This window comes from Dactylosporangium sp. CA-139066 (genome assembly GCF_050936175.1).
Classification (GTDB): Bacteria; Actinomycetota; Actinomycetes; order Mycobacteriales; family Micromonosporaceae; genus Dactylosporangium.
Map to the genome: position 1 here is coordinate 412,727 of NZ_JBNJNH010000001.1, position 15,688 is coordinate 428,414.

A 15,688-nucleotide genomic window follows, 5' to 3' on the forward strand; every position below is an offset into this window, starting at 1 on the left:
GCGCGCTCAGGGCCGGGCGCGCTCAGGGCCGGTGGACGCGCTCGGACGTGGTGGTGCTGTGGGTCGACACCGGCCGCACGGGCGGGAGGGCGGAGGGCCGGGCGGGGTCGCCAGTCGGCACCAGCCGGGTGACCGCCTCCGGCATCGCGCCGACCGTGAACGCGCGGACGACCGCCCCGGCGGACACGGTGACGAACGACGCGACGTCCGGCACCTCGGCCGGCAGCGCGATCACGTGCGCGCCGGCGTCGAAGCCGGCGTCGGTCACGCGCAGCGAGGTGCTCGCCGGCTCGGGCGGCGTGAAGGAGGTGCCCCACCAGGCATCGACGACCACCCGGGCCGGCTCGGCCAGGGTGAGCCGCACCGATCGCCGCGCCGCGTCGTACGCCACGGCGCCGTCGTCCCCGGCCGCGGAGGCGGCGCCCTCGACCTGGGCGGCGATGAGCCCGGCGATGCCGCCGAGCCCCTGCACGAAGGTGACCCGGTCGTTGACCTTCGAGATCTCGTCCCGGAGGTGCTGCTTGGTGGCGGCCGGCACCATGCCGCCGAAGACGACGATGTCGAGGCCCACGGTGTCGTACTCCACCATGACGTCGTCGAACTGGTTGGTCGCGTCGGCCTGGAAGCCCCGGCCGCGCAGGATCTCGACGGTGTCCAGGATGACGCCCGGGCTGCGGCCGATGACGAGGACGCGTTGCATGCGCAGTCTCCTTACGGGATAGAACGTTGGTCGTACCAACAACTGGTACGGTCGCTGCATGGAGCACCCGTCCAGCTCGCCCGCGCGCATCGCGGGCCGGCCGACCTGGCTCGTCGGCCGGGCCTACGCCCGTTCGTCGGGCCTGCTCGCCGCCGCGTTCGAGGCACACGGCGGCGGCCTTCGCGGCTACCACTACCGCCTGCTGGCCGCGCTCGACGAGTGGGGCCCGGCGAGCCAGGCGGACCTCGGCCGGGCGACGGGGATCGACCGCAGCGACGTCACGGCGTCGCTGTCGGACCTCGAGTCGCGCGGGCTCGTGGAGCGCTCCGTCGACCCCGGGCACCGGCGCCGCAACATCGTCACCATCACGCCGGCCGGGCTCGAGCGGCTGGAGGAGCTCGACCGGGTCGTCGACGGCGTCCAGGAGCGGCTGCTGGCCCCGCTGACCGGCCCGCAGCGGCGCCAGTTCACCGCCCTGCTGCTCAAGCTGGTCGCCGCCGACGACGGGCCGCCGGGCGACTGAGACGGGTACGCCTCCGATCGTTGTTGGTGCCGCCAACATAGCACGAATGTTGGCAACGCCAACATCCACCGCCGCGGCAATGCGCGACGGGGGATGTCGACGGTGCCGGTGACGCGGCCGGGACCGGCGAGGGTCCCGGCGACGCGGCGGCTCCCGTCAGGCGGCGTCCATGGCCGCGGTGATCTTGACGATCATGTCGGACACGACCGGCCCCGGCCGGCGGTTGTACGTGGCCGACTCCATCGCCGTGACGACGGTGCTGCGGAAGTTGGCGGCCTCCTGCGGCGCCTGCGCCTTGAGCAGCCCCATGGCCGCCGTCAGGGCCGGCAGCACTCGGTCGGCGATCTCGGCCACCGACTTCCCGCCGAGATCCTTCCCCTTCGGGTAGTCGGCGAGCACGTGCCCGACCAGCCCGGTCGCCGAGCCCAGCGCGATGCTGCCGTTGGTGGCGATGCGGTGCGGCGAGCCGCCGACGGCGCCGGCGGCGGACAGCAGCGTGACGGCGCCGTAGGCGGCGGTGCGCAGCGTGGCCTTGTCCTGCTCGGAGAGGGTGACGTTCATGGCGGTGGCTCCTTCGGGGTAGGTCGTCCTCGGTTGTGCCTCCACCATCGGCGCCGGGCCTGACACCGCCGTGCCGCCGCCCTGACACGCCCCCTGACACGGACCGCCGGCACGGCTGTCGCAGGCCGCTGGCGACCAGCAGCCCGTCGGGCCAGGGCCGGCCGCCGACGTTCGCGGGGCGCGGCGTGCCCTTACCGTGCCGCCTCCGGCAGGCCGCTCGGCCGGCATCGCCCAGCTAGAGCGCCGCCGCCGAGTCGCCCCCTACTGACTACCGAGCCCGGCGTTGCGAGCGGTATTCCGGCACGGCCCAGGCGGCGCGCAGATCGACGGGGAGCGCACGAGGCGCGTCCATGGCCTCAGCCATCCACCGCGGCCAGGCGGCGGCGCGCGACGAGCCGCCGCGCGCGGCGCTTCCCAGGCGGGCGGGGCCGTGTGACGAGCCGCGGTGCGCGGCATTGCCGCGGCGGTGACGGCGCGTGACGAGCCGCGGCCAGGCGGCGCCGCGCGACGAGCCGCCGCGCGCGGCGCTTCCCAGGCGGGCGGGGCCGTGTGACGAGCCGCGGTGCGCGGCGTTGCCGCGGCGGTGACGGCGCGTGACGAGCCGCTGCCAGGCGGCGCCGCGCGGCGAGCCGCCGCGCGCGGCGCTTCCCAGGCGGGCGGGGCCGTGTGACGAGCCGCGGTGCGCGGCGTTGCCGCGGCGGTGACGGCGCGTGACGAGCCGCGGGCCCGGCAGCGCAGCGTCGTCGGCCGATCGGCGGACGTGGCAGAATCTGCAGGTGCAGATCGGGATCCTGGGGCCGTTCGACGTCCGGGCGGGCGACGGGAGCCCCGTCGAGGTGCCGGGCGCGCGGCTGCGCGGGCTGCTGATCGCGCTCGCGCTCAGCCCGGGGCAGGCGGTGCCGAAGGCGACGCTCATCGACTGGATCTGGGGCGCCAACCCGCCGTCCGACGCCACCAACGCGCTGCAGCGCCTCGTGTCCCGGCTGCGCAAGGCGCTGCCGGAGGCCGCGATCGAGGGGCAGACCGACGGCTACCGGCTCGCCGTGCCGGCCGACGCCGTCGACGCGGTCCGCTTCGAGCGGCTCATCGTCGCCGGTCGCGTCCGCGACGGCGACGGAGCCCGGGCGGTACCGCTGCTGCGTGAGGCTCTCGCGCTGTGGCGCGGGCCGGCCCTGGCCGATGTCGGGCTGGCCGAAAGCCCGGCGTTCGACGCGGCCGTCACGCGGCTGGAGGCGCTGCGGCTGGGCGCCCTGGAGGACCGGTTCGAGGCCGAGGCCGCCCTCGGGCACGGGGCGCAGCTCGTCGCCGAGCTCACCGACCTCGTCGCCGCCAACCCGGCCCGGGAGCGGCTCGTCGCCGCGCTGATGCGCGCGCTCGTCGCGGCCGGCCGGGCCAGCGAGGCACTCATGGTGTTTCAGCGCACCAAGGAGACCCTGGCCGACGCGCTCGGCGTCGACCCCTCCCCGGAGCTGTCCGCGCTGCACGTCGCGCTCCTGCGCGGCGAGGTCGGGCGGGGCCGGGAGGAGGACCGCACGACCAACCTGCGGGCCGAGCTCACCAGCTTCGTCGGCCGCGACGCCGACGTCGCCGCCGTGCGCGGGCTCGTCGCCGGGCACCGGCTCACCACCCTGACCGGGCCGGGCGGCTCCGGCAAGACCCGGCTGGCCACCGAGGCCGGCCGGGCGATGCTCGGCGAGCGGCCCGACGGCGCCTGGCTCGTCGAGCTCGCCGCCATCGGCGCCGACGGCGACGTGGCCCAGGCCGCCCTGTCGCGGCTCGGCCTGCGCGACGCGCTGCTCGGCGCGCCACCGGCCGAGGACCTGACGGACCGGTTCATCGCCGCGGTACGCGAGTGGGACGCCCTGCTGATCCTGGACAACTGCGAGCACGTGATCGAGGCGGCGGCCGCGTTCGCGCACCGGGTGCTCGGCGAGTGCCGGCGGCTGCGGATCCTCGCCACGAGCCGCGAACCGCTCGGCATCACCGGCGAGGCACTCTGGCACGTCGAGCCGCTCGCCCTGCCCGGCGCCGACGCGAACACGGGCGAGATCGAGGCTTCTCCCGCCGTACAACTGCTGCGGGACCGGGCGGGCGCGGTGCGCCGTGACCTCGCCGCGGACGCCGCCACGGTCGCGACGATGCTGCGCGTCTGCCGGGCGCTGGACGGCATGCCGCTGGCGATCGAGCTGGCCGCGGCCCGGCTGCGGACGCTGTCCATCGAGCAGGTCGCGCACCGGCTCGACGACCGGTTCCGCCTGCTCACCAGCGGCAGCCGGATCGCCCTGCCGCGGCACAAGACGCTGCGGGCCGTCGTCGACTGGAGCTGGGAGCTGCTCACCGACGACGAACGGACCGTCCTGCGCCGGCTCGCGGTCTTCGCCGGCGGGGCGAGCCTGGAGGCGGCCGAGCGGGTCTGCGCCTTCGACGGCGTCGAGCCGGACCAGGTGCTGGAGCTGCTGACCTCGCTGGCCGAGAAGTCGCTGCTGGTCACCGAGGGCGGCAGCGGGCCGCGGTACCGGATGCTGGGCACCATCAAGGAGTACGCCGGGCACCGCCTCGACGAGGCCGGCGAGACGGACGCGGCCCGCCGCGCGCACCTGGCGTACTTCACCGACCTCGCCGAGGTCGCGGAGCCGCACCTGCGCCGGGCCGAGCAGATGGAGTGGCTGGCGATCCTCGCGGCCGAGCGCGACAACATCGGCGCCGCAATGCGCGGCGCGGTCGCGGCCGGCGAGGCGAACGCGGCGATGCGGCTGGCCGCCGGCGCCGGCTGGTACTGGTGGCTCGCCGGGCACAAGGCCGAGGGCATCGAGCTGATCACGGCGGCCAGCGAGACGCCCGGCGAGACCGACGACGACACCCGGGCCACCGTCTATGCGCTGATCTCGATGTACGTCAGCGGCGGGCGCGGGGACGAGCACCAGGCGGCGGCGTGGATCCACAAGGCCGCCGAGTACAGCCGCCACGGCCGGCCCCGCCACCCGGTGATGGGGTTGATCGCCGCGATGGAGCGCATGCTGCGGGCGCCGGAGGAGGTCCTGCTCGCCTTCGAGGCGCTGCTGGACGACCCGGACCCCTGGGTGCGCGCCCTCGCCGGGCTGCACCTCGGCAAGATGCGGGTCATGACCGGCGACGGCGGGCTCGACGCCGACACCTACCTGGAGCAGGCGCTCGCCGAGTTCCGGGCGCTCGGCGAGCGGTTCGGCATCTCGTTCGCGCTGACGGAGCTGGCCGACCGCATCGCCACCCGCGGCGAGTTCGCCGACGCCTGCGACTACTACGACCAGGGCATCGCCGTCGTCGCCGAGGTCGGCGCCATCGAGGACATCATCCGGATGCGGTCGCGGCAGGCCCGGCTGTACTGGGTGAGCGGCGACCGGGCCGCCGGCGCGGCCGCGCTCGCCGAGGCCCAGCGCTACGCCCACCGGGTCACCTGGCCGGACTCGCTGGCGGAGCTGGCCCTGACGCGCTCGGAGCTCGCCCGCTGGGCCGGCCACACCGACGAGGCCCGCGAGCAGCTGCGCCTCGGCGCCGGCCTGCTCAGCACCGAGGCCGAGCAGCCGAGCATCCGCGCGACGCTCGAGGACGCGCGCGGCTACCTGGCCGACGACCCCGGCGAGGCCCGGGCCCACCACGCCGCGGCGGTCGCGGCGGCCACCGAGGCCGGGCACGCGCCCCTCGTCGCGCAGGTCCTCGTGGGGCTCGCCGACCTGGCGCTGCGCACCGGCCGGGACGAGCAGGCCGCGCGGCTGCTCGCGGCCGGCGACCGCGTGCGCGGGCTGCCGGACCGCGGCAACCCGGACGTGGCCCGGATCGAGCGGACCGCACGGAGCCGCCTCGGCGACACGAGGTTCGCCGAGGCGGCACGGGAAGGGACCGAGGGGAATTGGGCGGCGCTGGCCGCCGCCACGCTCGCTTCTTAATGCGCGTCACGCGCGCTTTTTGAAGGTTGACACCGACCACAGGTAGCCGACCAGGCCGAGGCCCACGCACCAGGCGACCGCGGCGACCGCCGTGCCGGTCGACGGGGTGCCGAGCAGCAGCCCCCGCAGCGTCTCGATGATCGGCGTGAACGGCTGGTACTCGGCGAACTGCCGCACGCCGGTGCCCATCGTGTCGGCCGGCACGAACGCGCTGCTCAGGAACGGCAGCATGATCAGCGGTACGGTGGCCATGCCCGCCGACTCCACGGACTTCGCGGCCAGCCCCAGCGCGACCGTGAGCCAGCTCGCGGCGAAGCTCAGCAGCGCGATCAGGCCGACCGCGCCCAGCCAGTCCAGCGGGCCCGCGGACGGGCGGAAGCCCATCGCGAACGCCACCCCGATGATGACCGCGTCGGCGATGAGGGCGCGCAGCGTCGTCGCGACGACGTGGCCGGTCAGCACCGCGCCGCGGGAGACGTCCATGACCTTGAACCGGTTGATGACCCCCCGCGTCATGTCGGCGTTCACCGACACCGCGGTGGCGCTGAGCCCGTAGCTGATCGCCATCACGATCAGGCCCGGGGTGGCGTAGTTGATGTACTTCTCGCCGACGTTGAACGCGCCCCCGAGCACGTACACGAACATCAGCATCAGCACCACCGGGAACAGCACGGCGTTGAACACCGTGGTCGGGTTGCGCAGCGTGTGCTTGAAATTGCGGCGCAGCATGATCACCGAGTCGGCGCTCATTTCGCGGTCACCTCCGTGCTGGCGCGGCCCGTCAGGGCCAGGAAGACGTCGTCGAGGTCGGGCGTGTGCACGGAGAACTCCAGGGCGTCGACCCCGTGCCGGTCGAGCTGGTCGAGCAGGGCCCGCACCGCCTGCACCCCGCCGTCGCCGGGCACCCGCAGGGTCAGGTCCTGCTCGTCGGCGGTGGCGCCGGCCAGGACCCGCGCCGCCGCGGCGAGCTCGCCCGCGCCGGCGAAACGCAGCCGGATGTGGCTGCCCGGGACGCGGCGCTTGAGCTGCGCCGGGGTGCCCTCGGCGACGATGCGGCCCTGGTCGAGCACCGCGATCCGGTCGGCGAGCTGGTCGGCCTCGTCGAGGTACTGGGTGGTGAGGAAGATCGTCACGCCGCCGGCCACCAGCTCGCGGACGATCTCCCACATCGTGCGCCGGCTGCGCGGGTCGAGCCCGGTCGTCGGCTCGTCCAGGAAGATGATCCGCGGGCTGCCGACCAGCGTCATCGCCAGGTCCAGCTTGCGGCGCATGCCGCCGGAGTACGTCGACACCAGCTTCGGCGCCGCCTCGACCAGGTCGAACCGCTCCAGCAGCCCGGCGACGACCGTGCCGCCCGAGCGGATCCGCTTGAGGTCCGCCATCAGCTGCAGGTTCTCCCGGCCGGTCAGCAGCTCGTCGACGGCCGCGAACTGCCCGGTGACGCCGATGGCGGCGCGCACCTGCTTCGTCTCGGTCGCCACGTCGTGCCCGGCGACCCGCACCGTGCCGCCGTCGGCCTTCATCAGGGTGGTCAGCACGTTGACCGTCGTCGTCTTGCCGGCCCCGTTCGGGCCGAGCAGGGAGAAGATCGAGCCCGCCGGTACATCGAGATCGATGCCGTCGAGGACGACCTTGTCCCCGTAGGCCTTGCGCAGGCCCGAAACCGCTATCGCGTTCATGGACACGATGCTCGGGGCGCACCCTGACACCCTCCTGACACGCGTCAGACACGGCCCCTGACGGCGTCCCGCGCTGAACGGCGCCGTGTCAGGCCGGCCGGTACGTCAGGTGCACCACGCCGGTCGGGAGCAGGGACCGGACCAGCGCGGCACTGCCGGTGATCGTGATGTTGCTTTCAGGCTCTCGGGTGTCCTCTGCCCATGCGTCGATCGGCGGCGGTCCGCTTCGACAGCCCGCCCGCGGGACTTTTCAGACCTCCGGCTGGCCCGTCTCGCCCGGCAGGCCGTAGCCGGCGAACGTGAACAGCATCGTGCCCGGGGCGGCGGCCGTCGCCTCCGCGCGGACCAGGTGCTCGGGGCCGCCGAGGACGGTCACCGTGACGTCGCCGTACTGCTGCGCCGACCGGCCCGTCCGGAACCCCTGCCGCAGCTGCTCGGCGACGGCCTCGGCGTCGCTCGCGGACTTCGTCGCCGTACACAGGACGGCTCTTGGCTTTTCCTCCGCCGACGCCGGGCGGCGCACGCCGGCCGCGGCCACCGCCAGGTAGCCCCCGGCCGGCCGGAACCGGCCCAGCGCCGCCACCACGTCGCCGAGGCACCCGGCCAGCGCGGCCACCGCGGGCCGCTGCGCCAGCGTCGCCCGCCCCGCCGGCGCCGCGTCCGCCAGGTCCGACGCCTGCCCGCCGACGAGCAGGTCGGCGCCGCTCGCGCGGGCCTGGCCGGCCGGGATGAGGCCGCCGTCGTTCGGCGGGGCGGGCGTCATCGCCGCCGCGGGCGCCACGAACCGGTCGCCGTCGGCGGTCCAGCCCAGCTTGCGCAGCGCCGCCGCCACCGCCGCCACGTCCTGGCCGCCGGCGAACACGATCACGTGCCGGGGCTCCTCGCCGGCCGTGACCGCATACTGCGCGGCGCCGATCGGCAGGCCGGCGTCGCCGACCAGCTTCAGCGAGACGTTGCGCGCGCCCTGATAGCGGATGCCGGCCCAGCCCGGGCCGCCGATCGTGCCGAGGAACGCCACGTCGGAGAAGTCGAACCGGGCCCGCGTCGCGTCGCTGTCCGCGACGTGGGCGAGCGCCTCCAGCAGCCGCGACCCGCCGCCCGGCGCGGTCGCGGACGACGTTGCCGACGGCGCGGCGGGCGCGTTCGCGTCGCAGCCGCCGAGCAGCACCACCACCGCGACGAGCGGCCCGAGCCGCCACAGAGACATGCGCGCACTGTACGCCGCGACCGGCCTCAGCGGCGGCCACCTGGCTGTCGGCGAGTTCGGCGTACAACTCCGCCTGGCGCTCCGTCAGCCCGGCCTCGGTAGGTGAGGCCGATTCGCCGCGCCGCGCTTTTGCTTGGAACCGAGGGGTCGGTTGATGCCTTTGGAGGACAAGATGGCTATCGACGAGGCGAAACTGACGCAGTTCCTGCACCGGTTCGTCTGCGACCTGGGCGCGACCATGGCGGCCGGGAACATCGTCGTCGGAGACCGGCTCGGCCTGTACCGCGCCCTGGCCGACGCCCCGCGGCGCCCGGACGAGCTGGCCGCCGCCACCGGCACCGCGCCCCCGCTACGTGGAGGAGTGGCTGCGCGGCCAGGCGGCCGGCGGCTACGTCGAGTACGACCCGGACACCGGCACCTACGGGCTGACCGAGGAGCAGGCGTTCGTCCTGACCGACCCGGACGGTCCTCTGTTCGCGCCGGGCGCCTTCCAGCTCGCGGTGGCGGCGCTGCGCTCGGTCCCGCAGATCGAGGCGGCGTTCCGCTCGGGCACCGGCGTACCGTGGCACGCCCACGACGCCGAGGTCTTCAGCGGCTGCGAGCGCTTCTACCGCCCCGGCTATGCGGCCCACCTGGTGACGGCCTGGCTGCCCGCACTCGACGGCGTCGAGCCCCGCCTGCGCGCCGGCGGCCGCGTGGCGGACATCGGCTGCGGCCACGGCGCGTCGACGCTGCTGCTGGCCGAGGCGTTCCCGTCGGCCACGGTGATCGGCTCGGACTCGCACCCGGACTCGGTCGCGACGGCCCGCAAGCGCGCGGCGGAGCGATCCCTGCCGGAGGATCGGGTGCGCTTCGACGTGGCCAGCGCCCAGACTTTCACCGGCGGCCCCTTCGACCTGGTGACGACGTTCGACGCGCTGCACGACATGGGCGACCCGCTGGGCGCGGCCCGCCACGTCCACTCCCAGCTGTCGGACGGCGGCACGTGGATGATCGTCGAGCCGTTCGCGGGCCAGACGGTCGAGGACAACCTGAACCCGGTCGGCCGCGTGTACTACTCGTTCTCGACCTTCCTGTGCGTGCCGAACGCGTTGTCGCAGGAGGGCGGGTACTCGCTGGGCGCGCAGGCCGGCGAGCCCCCGATGCGCCACCTGACCACGGACGCCGGCTTCAGCTCGTTCCGCCGCGTCGCCGAGACCCCTTTCAACATCGTCTACGAGGCCCGCCGTTAGCGTGGGGGCGTTTTATCCGGTTTTGGTCAGTTTTGGTCAACGCGGGCACGGACCTCGCTCGGCGCCCGCGACGGCCCTGGCGTGCCGTGATGACGCGCTTTGTGGTGGCCGACGGCGTGGTCCCGGCACGGTCGCGGCCGGCGCAGTCGTGATTGCGGTTGCCGCCGGCGCGATCGCGATCGGAGCCCGCGGTCGCCGCTGGCGTGATCGCCGGCTCAGGGGCGGGTGGCAACCCGGCCTCGTTGCGGTCTGCCCTTTGTTGCGGCCCGGCGTCGGTTGCGGCCCGACGTGGTTGCGGCTCGGGCGAGGTCGCCGCCGGCGATCGTCGAGGCCGCCTACGGCTGTGCCAGCCGTCGTCGCGGCCGCGCGGCCACACGACCGTGACGGCGGGTGCCACGGCCGCGCGGTTGGACGTGGCGTGGCCGCGGTGGAGTGCGGCGGCGGCGCCGCACACCACCACCACAGTCGCCGCCGCGGCCACCGCACGCCGGACGCGGTGCGCCGCAGGACTTCCGCTGGAGGAGTGCTGCCGGAACTACTCGCGGACCGTCGCGCCGGACCGCGTGGATTGATTGGGCAGCGAGCCGGGCCGGGAGACCGTCGCCCGACGCGCTGTAGATCAGATGAGGCCGTGAGATCGGCCCGCGACGACCATTCTACGACCCCCGCCGCCGAGCCGCTGCCCCGTCCAAGCGGGGCGCCGAATCGGCGGTCGCGAGCGGTCCAAAGTGGACCGCGGTTGGTTGACTCAGGTCGGCCGAGGCCGGCGGCAGAGCGCTGCAAAGGGCGTGAGCCGAGCGGGCGCCGCAATCGCGTCACTGCAGGCCCGGCGGTCGCGTTCCGTTGTCAACCAACCGTAGCAGCCGTCATCAAATTGACCTTGAGTCGCGTGACGAGCAAGTCACCCGCAGTTTAGCGGCGGCGGCGAGGGGTCATGCGCACGCGCTCCGACGGGCGGGACTCGATGTCGGACAGGTGGGCGTGGACCGTTTCGCGCAGGTCGTCGTAGTTGTCGAAGGTGTGGTCCTTGAACAGGGTGTAGCCGGCCCACATCAGGTTGGCGCAGACCTGCGGGGGGACCTTGCCCGTGGCGGCGCCCATGCCGACGAGCGCGACCGACGTGATCGTGCCGCGCTCCAGGGAGTTTTGCATGTGGATGGCCTGGAACGCGGCGGCGCATGCCAGTGCGACGTTCAGCGTCTCGCGGACGTTCTCCGCCGACTGTTCCATCGTCGGGGTCGCGATCAGGTAGTGCGGGTTCGCGGCGCCCGACGGGACGCAGACGGCGCTGCCGATGGGCAGGGTGGCGCCGAACGACGAGCGGACCGCCTGCTGGACGCGCAGCTGGATGCCGGCGCCCAGGTGGCGCTTGATGACCGCGTCCACGCCGCCGTCCATGCGGGCGTGGGAGTTGGTGGGGGTGACCCAGGCGTCGACGTGCTGGTTGAGGATCGAGCCCTTCGCGATTTCTACCTCGGGGGTGTCGGCGAAGGCGGACATCCAGGCCTGGACGACCTTTGCGTTGACGTCGCTGAGCACCACGCGGAGAGGGGTCTGCGTCATGGTCCAGGAACCTACAACAACCGTTCCAGTGCTACGGTGCGGCGTCCACTGTGGAACGCGCGGGGGAGTACGGCGATGAGTGACGCGAACGATCCGCTGGGGCTGGCCGAGCTGTTCAGTGGGGGCGGGGAGCCGTGGCTGCCGCTGCTGAAGCCGGTCATCGAGGCGCAGCGCGACGCCGCGACGTTCATCGGCGCGCAGCGCAGCCCGCAGGTCGTGCCGGTGCGGGAGCTCACGTTCCAGGCGCTCAAGCCGAACCCGCCGCACAAGTGGAAGGTGGTGGTGTTCGGGCAGAATCCCTATCCGCGGCCGGAGAGCGCCACCGGCATCGCGATGTTCGACAACACCTTCTCCGACTGGGCGGACAGCCAGTTCGGGAAGGTGGTGAGCATCCGGTGCATCATCAAGGCGGCGGCGATGTGGAAGTACGGCATCGCGAAGAAGACGCCGATCGCCGAGATCCGGGCGCTGCTCAAGCAGCATGACACGGTGGCGCCGCCGGAGTGGTTCTCGTCGATGCTCGCGCAGGGGGTGCTGCTGCTCAACGCCTCGCTGACCGCGAGCGCGGACGGGGCCATGGGCACCGACGCGCACACCGCGTTCTGGCGGCCGGTCGTGGAGCGGCTGGTCGAGGAGATCCTGCGGGCCAAGCAGGACGAGCCGGACGAGGCGCACCGGAGCATCGTCTTCGCGTGGTGGGGGGCGCACGCGCGCAACCTCAAGAGCGTCGTGGTGCGGCTGCAGAAGAAGTACCCGGGCGTCGACGTCCGCCACATCGACCACCCGAACCCGGCGGCGCAGGGCGACATCTTCTGCGACAACGAGCACTTCGCGGCCGTGAACGACGCGCTGCAGGCGCTGGGGGCCGAGCCGATCGACTGGCTGCCGAGCAAGGGCTGGAACCGCGACGGCGCCGATCGGATGGGCGAGTTCATCGCCTCGACGATGGAGCTGCACAAGCTGTACCTCGAGCGCCTCGCGAGCGTGAAGGACGAGGGTCTCGCGCTGCCGGCGATCACCGGCGTGTTCGACACCCCGGTCATGGACTTCCGCGAGGCGGTCGCGCCGGCGGCCAAGCTCATGTCGGGGCTCGGCTGGCACGTCGAGCTGTCCCACGAGTTCGGCACGCAGCACGCCGGGGACCTGAGCGCCGACGAGGCCGCGGCGCTCTACCTGTACACGTGCGAGTCCGCGTTCTACCGGCAGATCAACGCGACCCTGCGCGACCCGGACCGCGGGAAGATCGTGCCCTTCCTGCCGTACCTCAGGCTGCTCTTCGAAGCGGTTTCGCGCCTGCCGGTGCGCACCGAGCCGCTGTGGCGCGGGGTGGCGCTGGACCTGCGCGCGCAGTACCCGCTCGGGCAGACGGTCACGTGGTGGGGCGTGTCGTCGTGCACGTCGAAGCTCGGCGTCGCGCAGGCGTTCCTCGGCGGGCGGGGCCGGCGCACCCTGTTCGAGGTGACGCCGGTGCGGGCGGTCGGCATCCGGCGGTTCTCGGCGTTCCGGGGCGAGGAGGAGTACATCCTCGCCCCGGGCACGCAGCTGAAGGTGACGTCGGTGGTGGCCGAGCGCGGCGGCCTGTGCACCGTCAGGCTGACGGAGCTCGAGGACCAGCCGATGGTCGCCTAGGCGCGGGTGAACAGCAGCGACGCGTTCTGGCCGCCGAAGCCGAACGAGTTGCAGATCGCCGCGGTGAGCTCCACCTTGCGGGGCTCGCCGGCGACGACGTCGAGGGCGACCTCGGGCTCCTTCGTCTCGAGGTTGCGCGTCGGCGGGATGACGCCGTTGACGACGGAGAGCAGGGTCAGGATGCTCTCGACGGCGCCGGCCGCGCCGACGAGGTGGCCGAGGCCGGACTTGGGCGCGGTGAGCACCACGTGGTCGCCGAGGGCCCGCCGGATGGCCTGCGCCTCGCCGACGTCGCCGACGACGGTGGACGTGGCGTGGCAGTTGACGTGGCCGACGTCGGCGGCGGTGAGGCCGGCGTCGCGGACGGCCTTCTCGATGGCCCGCACCTGGCCGTCGCCGGTCGGGTCGGGCCCGGTGATGTGGTAGGCGTCGGAGGTGATGCCGATGCCGGCCAGCCGGGCGTGGGCGCGGGCGCCGCGCGCGGCCGCGTGCTCGGCCCGCTCGAGGATGAGCACGCCGGCGCCCTCGCCGAGCACGAACCCGTCGCGGCCGGTGTCGAAGGGCCGCGACGCGTGGTCGGGGTCGTCGTTGCGCTTGGACAGGGTGCGGGCCTGGGCGAATCCGGCGATGGTCAGCGGGGCGATCGCGGCCTCGGTGCCGCCGGCGACGACGACGTCGGCCTCGCCGAGGCGGATGAGGCGCACGGCGAGGGCGAGCGCCTCGGCGCCGGACGCGCAGGCGGACACCGGCGTGTACACCCCGGCGCGGGCCCCCAGGTCGATGCTGACCCAGGCGGCGGGCCCGTTGGGCATGAGCATCGGCACGACCAGCGGCGAGATCTTGCCGGGCCCGCGGGCCTCGAGCACGTCGTCCTGGTTGAGCAGGGTGTTGACGCCGCCGATGCCGGTGGCGACGACGACGGCGAGCCGGTCGGGGTCGACCTCGGGGGCGCCGGCGTCCTGCCACGCCTGCCGGGCGGCGACGACGGCGGCCTGCTCGCAGCGGTCCATGCGCCGGGCCTGGACCCGGTCGAGCATCGTGTCGGGGGCGACGGCCATCGGCGCGCCGATGCGCACCGGCATCTCCTCGAGGCGGGGGTGGCCCGCCAGCAGGTCGTCGATGCGCCGCACGCCGGAGCGGCCGGCGAGGGCGCCCGTCCACAGCGCGTCGACGTCGGCGCCGAGCGGGGTCAGCGCGCCCATGCCGGTGATGACCACGTCGGGTGTGCCCACCGTGTCCTCCCCAGGTTCGTTTTGCTTTAGGATACTTGTATCGCATACAAATATGACATGTCCATCGCCGAGCCGGCCCGGGCCCGCGGGCGCCGCACCCGGGCGCGCATCCTGCAGTGCGCCGCCGAGCTGTTCGCGGCGCAGGGGCACTCGGCGGTGAGCGTGGCCGCGATCGCGCGGGCCGCCCAGGCGTACCCGCACCAGATCACCTACTACTTCGGCTCCAAGGACGGCCTGTTCGTGCACGCGTCACTCTCGACGCTGCTGCGCGACGCGGTGCGGCTCGAGCCGATCGGCCTGCGCCAGCGCGGACCGGGGGCGTTCCGCAACGCCCTGGCCCGCACGGCGCCGGCACTGCCGTCGGTCCCGGCCGCGATTCAGGCCATGTCGATTTCGCGTGTACGTCCCGAGCTCCAGCCGGTCGCCCAGAGTTACCTGGCGGTGTTGTTCCGCCGGGCCGAGCACTACCTGGTGGAGCTGCTGGCCCGGCGCGGCTGGGTGGTGGACCGCCCGCCGTCGGTGGAGGTGCGCACGTTCTGGAGTGCGGTGCTCGGCGCGCGGCTGATCGCCGACAGCGGCTACGGCGGCCGCTCCGCCGACGTGGACCTGGCCGGCGTGATGACCGTGCGGGAGCGCTAGGTCAGACCGAGGTCGGCATGCGGCCGCCGCGCCAGGTGACGGCGTCGGTCAGCGAGCCGCCCGACCGCCCGCCGCGCCGTCATGCGGGTCGACCTGCAATAAGACGGGCGCCCGTGGCCGTCGGGCGGCCCGGTCACGTGACCGGCCAGGTCGACAGGGCGCGGTCGATGGCGGCGACCACCAGGGTCCAGCTTGTTTCGAGGTTGCGGGCGTGGCTGAAGCCGCCGTCCGTCTCCAGGTGGATGAAGCCGTGCATGGTGCTGTACACGAAGCGGACCGCGTCGATCGCGCGCGTCTCCTCCAGGCCGTAGCCGCGCAGCAGGGCGGCGCAGCCCGCGACGATCCGGGCCTGGGCGGCGGCGCCCTCCGGGTCGGTCAGGGGGCGGACCGTGGCGGCGTAGCGGCCCGGGTGGGCCAGGACCCAGGAGCGCAGCGCGCCGGCGTAGGCGACCAGGGCGTCGCGGCCGGCACGGCCCTGCAGCGCCTCGCCCAGGCGGTCGGCGAGCTCGCCGGTGGCGAGCGTTGCGACCGCGTCGAGCAGGTCCGGCACGCCGCGGACGTGCTCGTACAGGCTGGGCACCGCCACGCCGAGGCGCCGGGCGAGTGCGGTCATCGTCACGTGGTCGATGCCCACCTCGTCGGCCAGCTCGAGCGCGGCGGTGCACACCTGCGCGCGGGTCAGGCCGGCTCGTACCATGCGGTACACCCTAAACCCATTAGGAAACCGTGAACCGCTGTGCCGCCGGGGCGCCGCGGCACGACGGCCCGCTCTTGCGCGATACCCGACAGTGTCGGAGACT

At 74.2% G+C, this 15,688-nt stretch carries 13 protein-coding genes; 5 read left to right on the plus strand and 8 right to left on the minus strand.

Features of this window, described 5'->3' with window-relative positions; translation table 11 throughout:
- Nucleotides 1-22: 22 nt before the first annotated feature.
- Nucleotides 23-700 carry a hypothetical protein gene (locus tag ACQEVU_RS01960; protein WP_433319579.1) on the minus strand — a complete coding sequence of 226 codons (678 nt, stop codon included), beginning with the start codon at nucleotides 698-700 and terminating at the stop codon, nucleotides 23-25.
- A gap of 58 nt (nucleotides 701-758) precedes the next feature.
- Here ACQEVU_RS01960 and ACQEVU_RS01965 point away from each other — a divergent pair, with 58 nt between their 5' ends.
- A complete protein-coding gene (locus tag ACQEVU_RS01965) occupies nucleotides 759-1,223 on the plus strand; it encodes a MarR family winged helix-turn-helix transcriptional regulator (protein ID WP_433319582.1) in 465 nt (154 codons plus the stop codon).
- Between the two features lie 156 nt (nucleotides 1,224-1,379).
- Here the strand turns inward: ACQEVU_RS01965 and ACQEVU_RS01970 are convergent, their stop codons facing one another.
- On the minus strand, nucleotides 1,380-1,784 hold the full coding sequence (locus ACQEVU_RS01970) for a hypothetical protein (protein WP_433319585.1): 405 nt from the start codon (nucleotides 1,782-1,784) through the stop codon (nucleotides 1,380-1,382).
- Between the two features lie 776 nt (nucleotides 1,785-2,560).
- On the opposite strand from ACQEVU_RS01970, the gene ACQEVU_RS01975 reads away from it, so the two are divergent.
- Nucleotides 2,561-5,707: a BTAD domain-containing putative transcriptional regulator gene (locus ACQEVU_RS01975; protein WP_433319588.1), complete on the plus strand. Its 3,147-nt coding sequence runs from the start codon at nucleotides 2,561-2,563 to the stop codon at nucleotides 5,705-5,707.
- A 6-nt stretch (nucleotides 5,708-5,713) separates the two neighbouring features.
- On the opposite strand, the gene ACQEVU_RS01980 is transcribed toward ACQEVU_RS01975, so the two are convergent.
- The 3 genes from ACQEVU_RS01980 to ACQEVU_RS01990 all read right to left on the minus strand — a co-directional run bounded on the left by ACQEVU_RS01980 (nucleotide 5,714) and on the right by ACQEVU_RS01990 (nucleotide 8,593).
- Nucleotides 5,714-6,457: an ABC transporter permease gene (locus ACQEVU_RS01980; RefSeq protein ID WP_433319591.1), complete on the minus strand. Its 744-nt coding sequence runs from the start codon at nucleotides 6,455-6,457 to the stop codon at nucleotides 5,714-5,716.
- Nucleotides 6,454-7,392, minus strand: coding sequence for an ATP-binding cassette domain-containing protein (locus tag ACQEVU_RS01985; RefSeq protein ID WP_433319593.1), 939 nt, complete (start codon nucleotides 7,390-7,392; stop codon nucleotides 6,454-6,456). Before ACQEVU_RS01985 ends, ACQEVU_RS01980 begins: the two co-directional genes overlap by 4 nt.
- 244 nt (nucleotides 7,393-7,636) lie before the next feature.
- Nucleotides 7,637-8,593, minus strand: coding sequence for a hypothetical protein (locus ACQEVU_RS01990; protein ID WP_433319596.1), 957 nt, complete (start codon nucleotides 8,591-8,593; stop codon nucleotides 7,637-7,639).
- A 353-nt stretch (nucleotides 8,594-8,946) separates the two neighbouring features.
- Here ACQEVU_RS01990 and ACQEVU_RS01995 point away from each other — a divergent pair, with 353 nt between their 5' ends.
- Nucleotides 8,947-9,825 carry a class I SAM-dependent methyltransferase gene (locus tag ACQEVU_RS01995; RefSeq protein ID WP_433319599.1) on the plus strand — a complete coding sequence of 293 codons (879 nt, stop codon included), beginning with the start codon at nucleotides 8,947-8,949 and terminating at the stop codon, nucleotides 9,823-9,825.
- Between the two features lie 912 nt (nucleotides 9,826-10,737).
- Here the strand turns inward: ACQEVU_RS01995 and ACQEVU_RS02000 are convergent.
- The gene (locus tag ACQEVU_RS02000) at nucleotides 10,738-11,388 is read right to left on the minus strand and encodes a macro domain-containing protein (RefSeq protein ID WP_433319602.1); all 651 of its coding nucleotides are present in this window, start codon (nucleotides 11,386-11,388) and stop codon (nucleotides 10,738-10,740) included.
- 75 nt (nucleotides 11,389-11,463) lie between these two features.
- Here ACQEVU_RS02000 and ACQEVU_RS02005 point away from each other — a divergent pair, with 75 nt between their 5' ends.
- Nucleotides 11,464-13,017: an ADP-ribosyltransferase domain-containing protein gene (locus tag ACQEVU_RS02005; RefSeq protein ID WP_433319604.1), complete on the plus strand. Its 1,554-nt coding sequence runs from the start codon at nucleotides 11,464-11,466 to the stop codon at nucleotides 13,015-13,017.
- Here ACQEVU_RS02005 and ACQEVU_RS02010 read toward each other — a convergent pair.
- On the minus strand, nucleotides 13,014-14,249 hold the full coding sequence (locus ACQEVU_RS02010; protein ID WP_433319607.1) for a beta-ketoacyl-[acyl-carrier-protein] synthase family protein: 1,236 nt from the start codon (nucleotides 14,247-14,249) through the stop codon (nucleotides 13,014-13,016). The genes ACQEVU_RS02005 and ACQEVU_RS02010 overlap by 4 nt on opposite strands.
- A gap of 57 nt (nucleotides 14,250-14,306) precedes the next feature.
- On the opposite strand from ACQEVU_RS02010, the gene ACQEVU_RS02015 reads away from it, so the two are divergent.
- Nucleotides 14,307-14,888, plus strand: a complete 582-nt coding sequence (locus ACQEVU_RS02015; protein ID WP_433319610.1) for a TetR/AcrR family transcriptional regulator C-terminal domain-containing protein — start codon at nucleotides 14,307-14,309, stop codon at nucleotides 14,886-14,888.
- Between the two features lie 133 nt (nucleotides 14,889-15,021).
- On the opposite strand, the gene ACQEVU_RS02020 is transcribed toward ACQEVU_RS02015, so the two are convergent.
- Nucleotides 15,022-15,585, minus strand: coding sequence for a TetR/AcrR family transcriptional regulator (locus ACQEVU_RS02020; protein WP_433319613.1), 564 nt, complete (start codon nucleotides 15,583-15,585; stop codon nucleotides 15,022-15,024).
- Between the last annotated feature and the right edge of the window lie 103 nt (nucleotides 15,586-15,688).

Bases quoted from the DNA above. Each gene is read 5' to 3' on its own strand.
- ACQEVU_RS01965 (WP_433319582.1), top strand. From the start codon at position 759: ATGGAGCACCCGTCCAGCTCGCCCGCGCGCATCGCGGGCCGGCCGACC.
- ACQEVU_RS02015 (WP_433319610.1), top strand. From the start codon at position 14,307: ATGTCCATCGCCGAGCCGGCCCGGGCCCGCGGGCGCCGCACCCGGGCG.
- ACQEVU_RS02000 (WP_433319602.1), bottom strand. From the start codon at position 11,388: ATGACGCAGACCCCTCTCCGCGTGGTGCTCAGCGACGTCAACGCAAAG.
- ACQEVU_RS02020 (WP_433319613.1), bottom strand. From the start codon at position 15,585: ATGGTACGAGCCGGCCTGACCCGCGCGCAGGTGTGCACCGCCGCGCTC.
- ACQEVU_RS01960 (WP_433319579.1), bottom strand. From the start codon at position 700: ATGCAACGCGTCCTCGTCATCGGCCGCAGCCCGGGCGTCATCCTGGAC.
- ACQEVU_RS01990 (WP_433319596.1), bottom strand. From the start codon at position 8,593: ATGTCTCTGTGGCGGCTCGGGCCGCTCGTCGCGGTGGTGGTGCTGCTC.
- ACQEVU_RS02005 (WP_433319604.1), top strand. From the start codon at position 11,464: ATGAGTGACGCGAACGATCCGCTGGGGCTGGCCGAGCTGTTCAGTGGG.
- ACQEVU_RS01970 (WP_433319585.1), bottom strand. From the start codon at position 1,784: ATGAACGTCACCCTCTCCGAGCAGGACAAGGCCACGCTGCGCACCGCC.
- ACQEVU_RS01980 (WP_433319591.1), bottom strand. From the start codon at position 6,457: ATGAGCGCCGACTCGGTGATCATGCTGCGCCGCAATTTCAAGCACACG.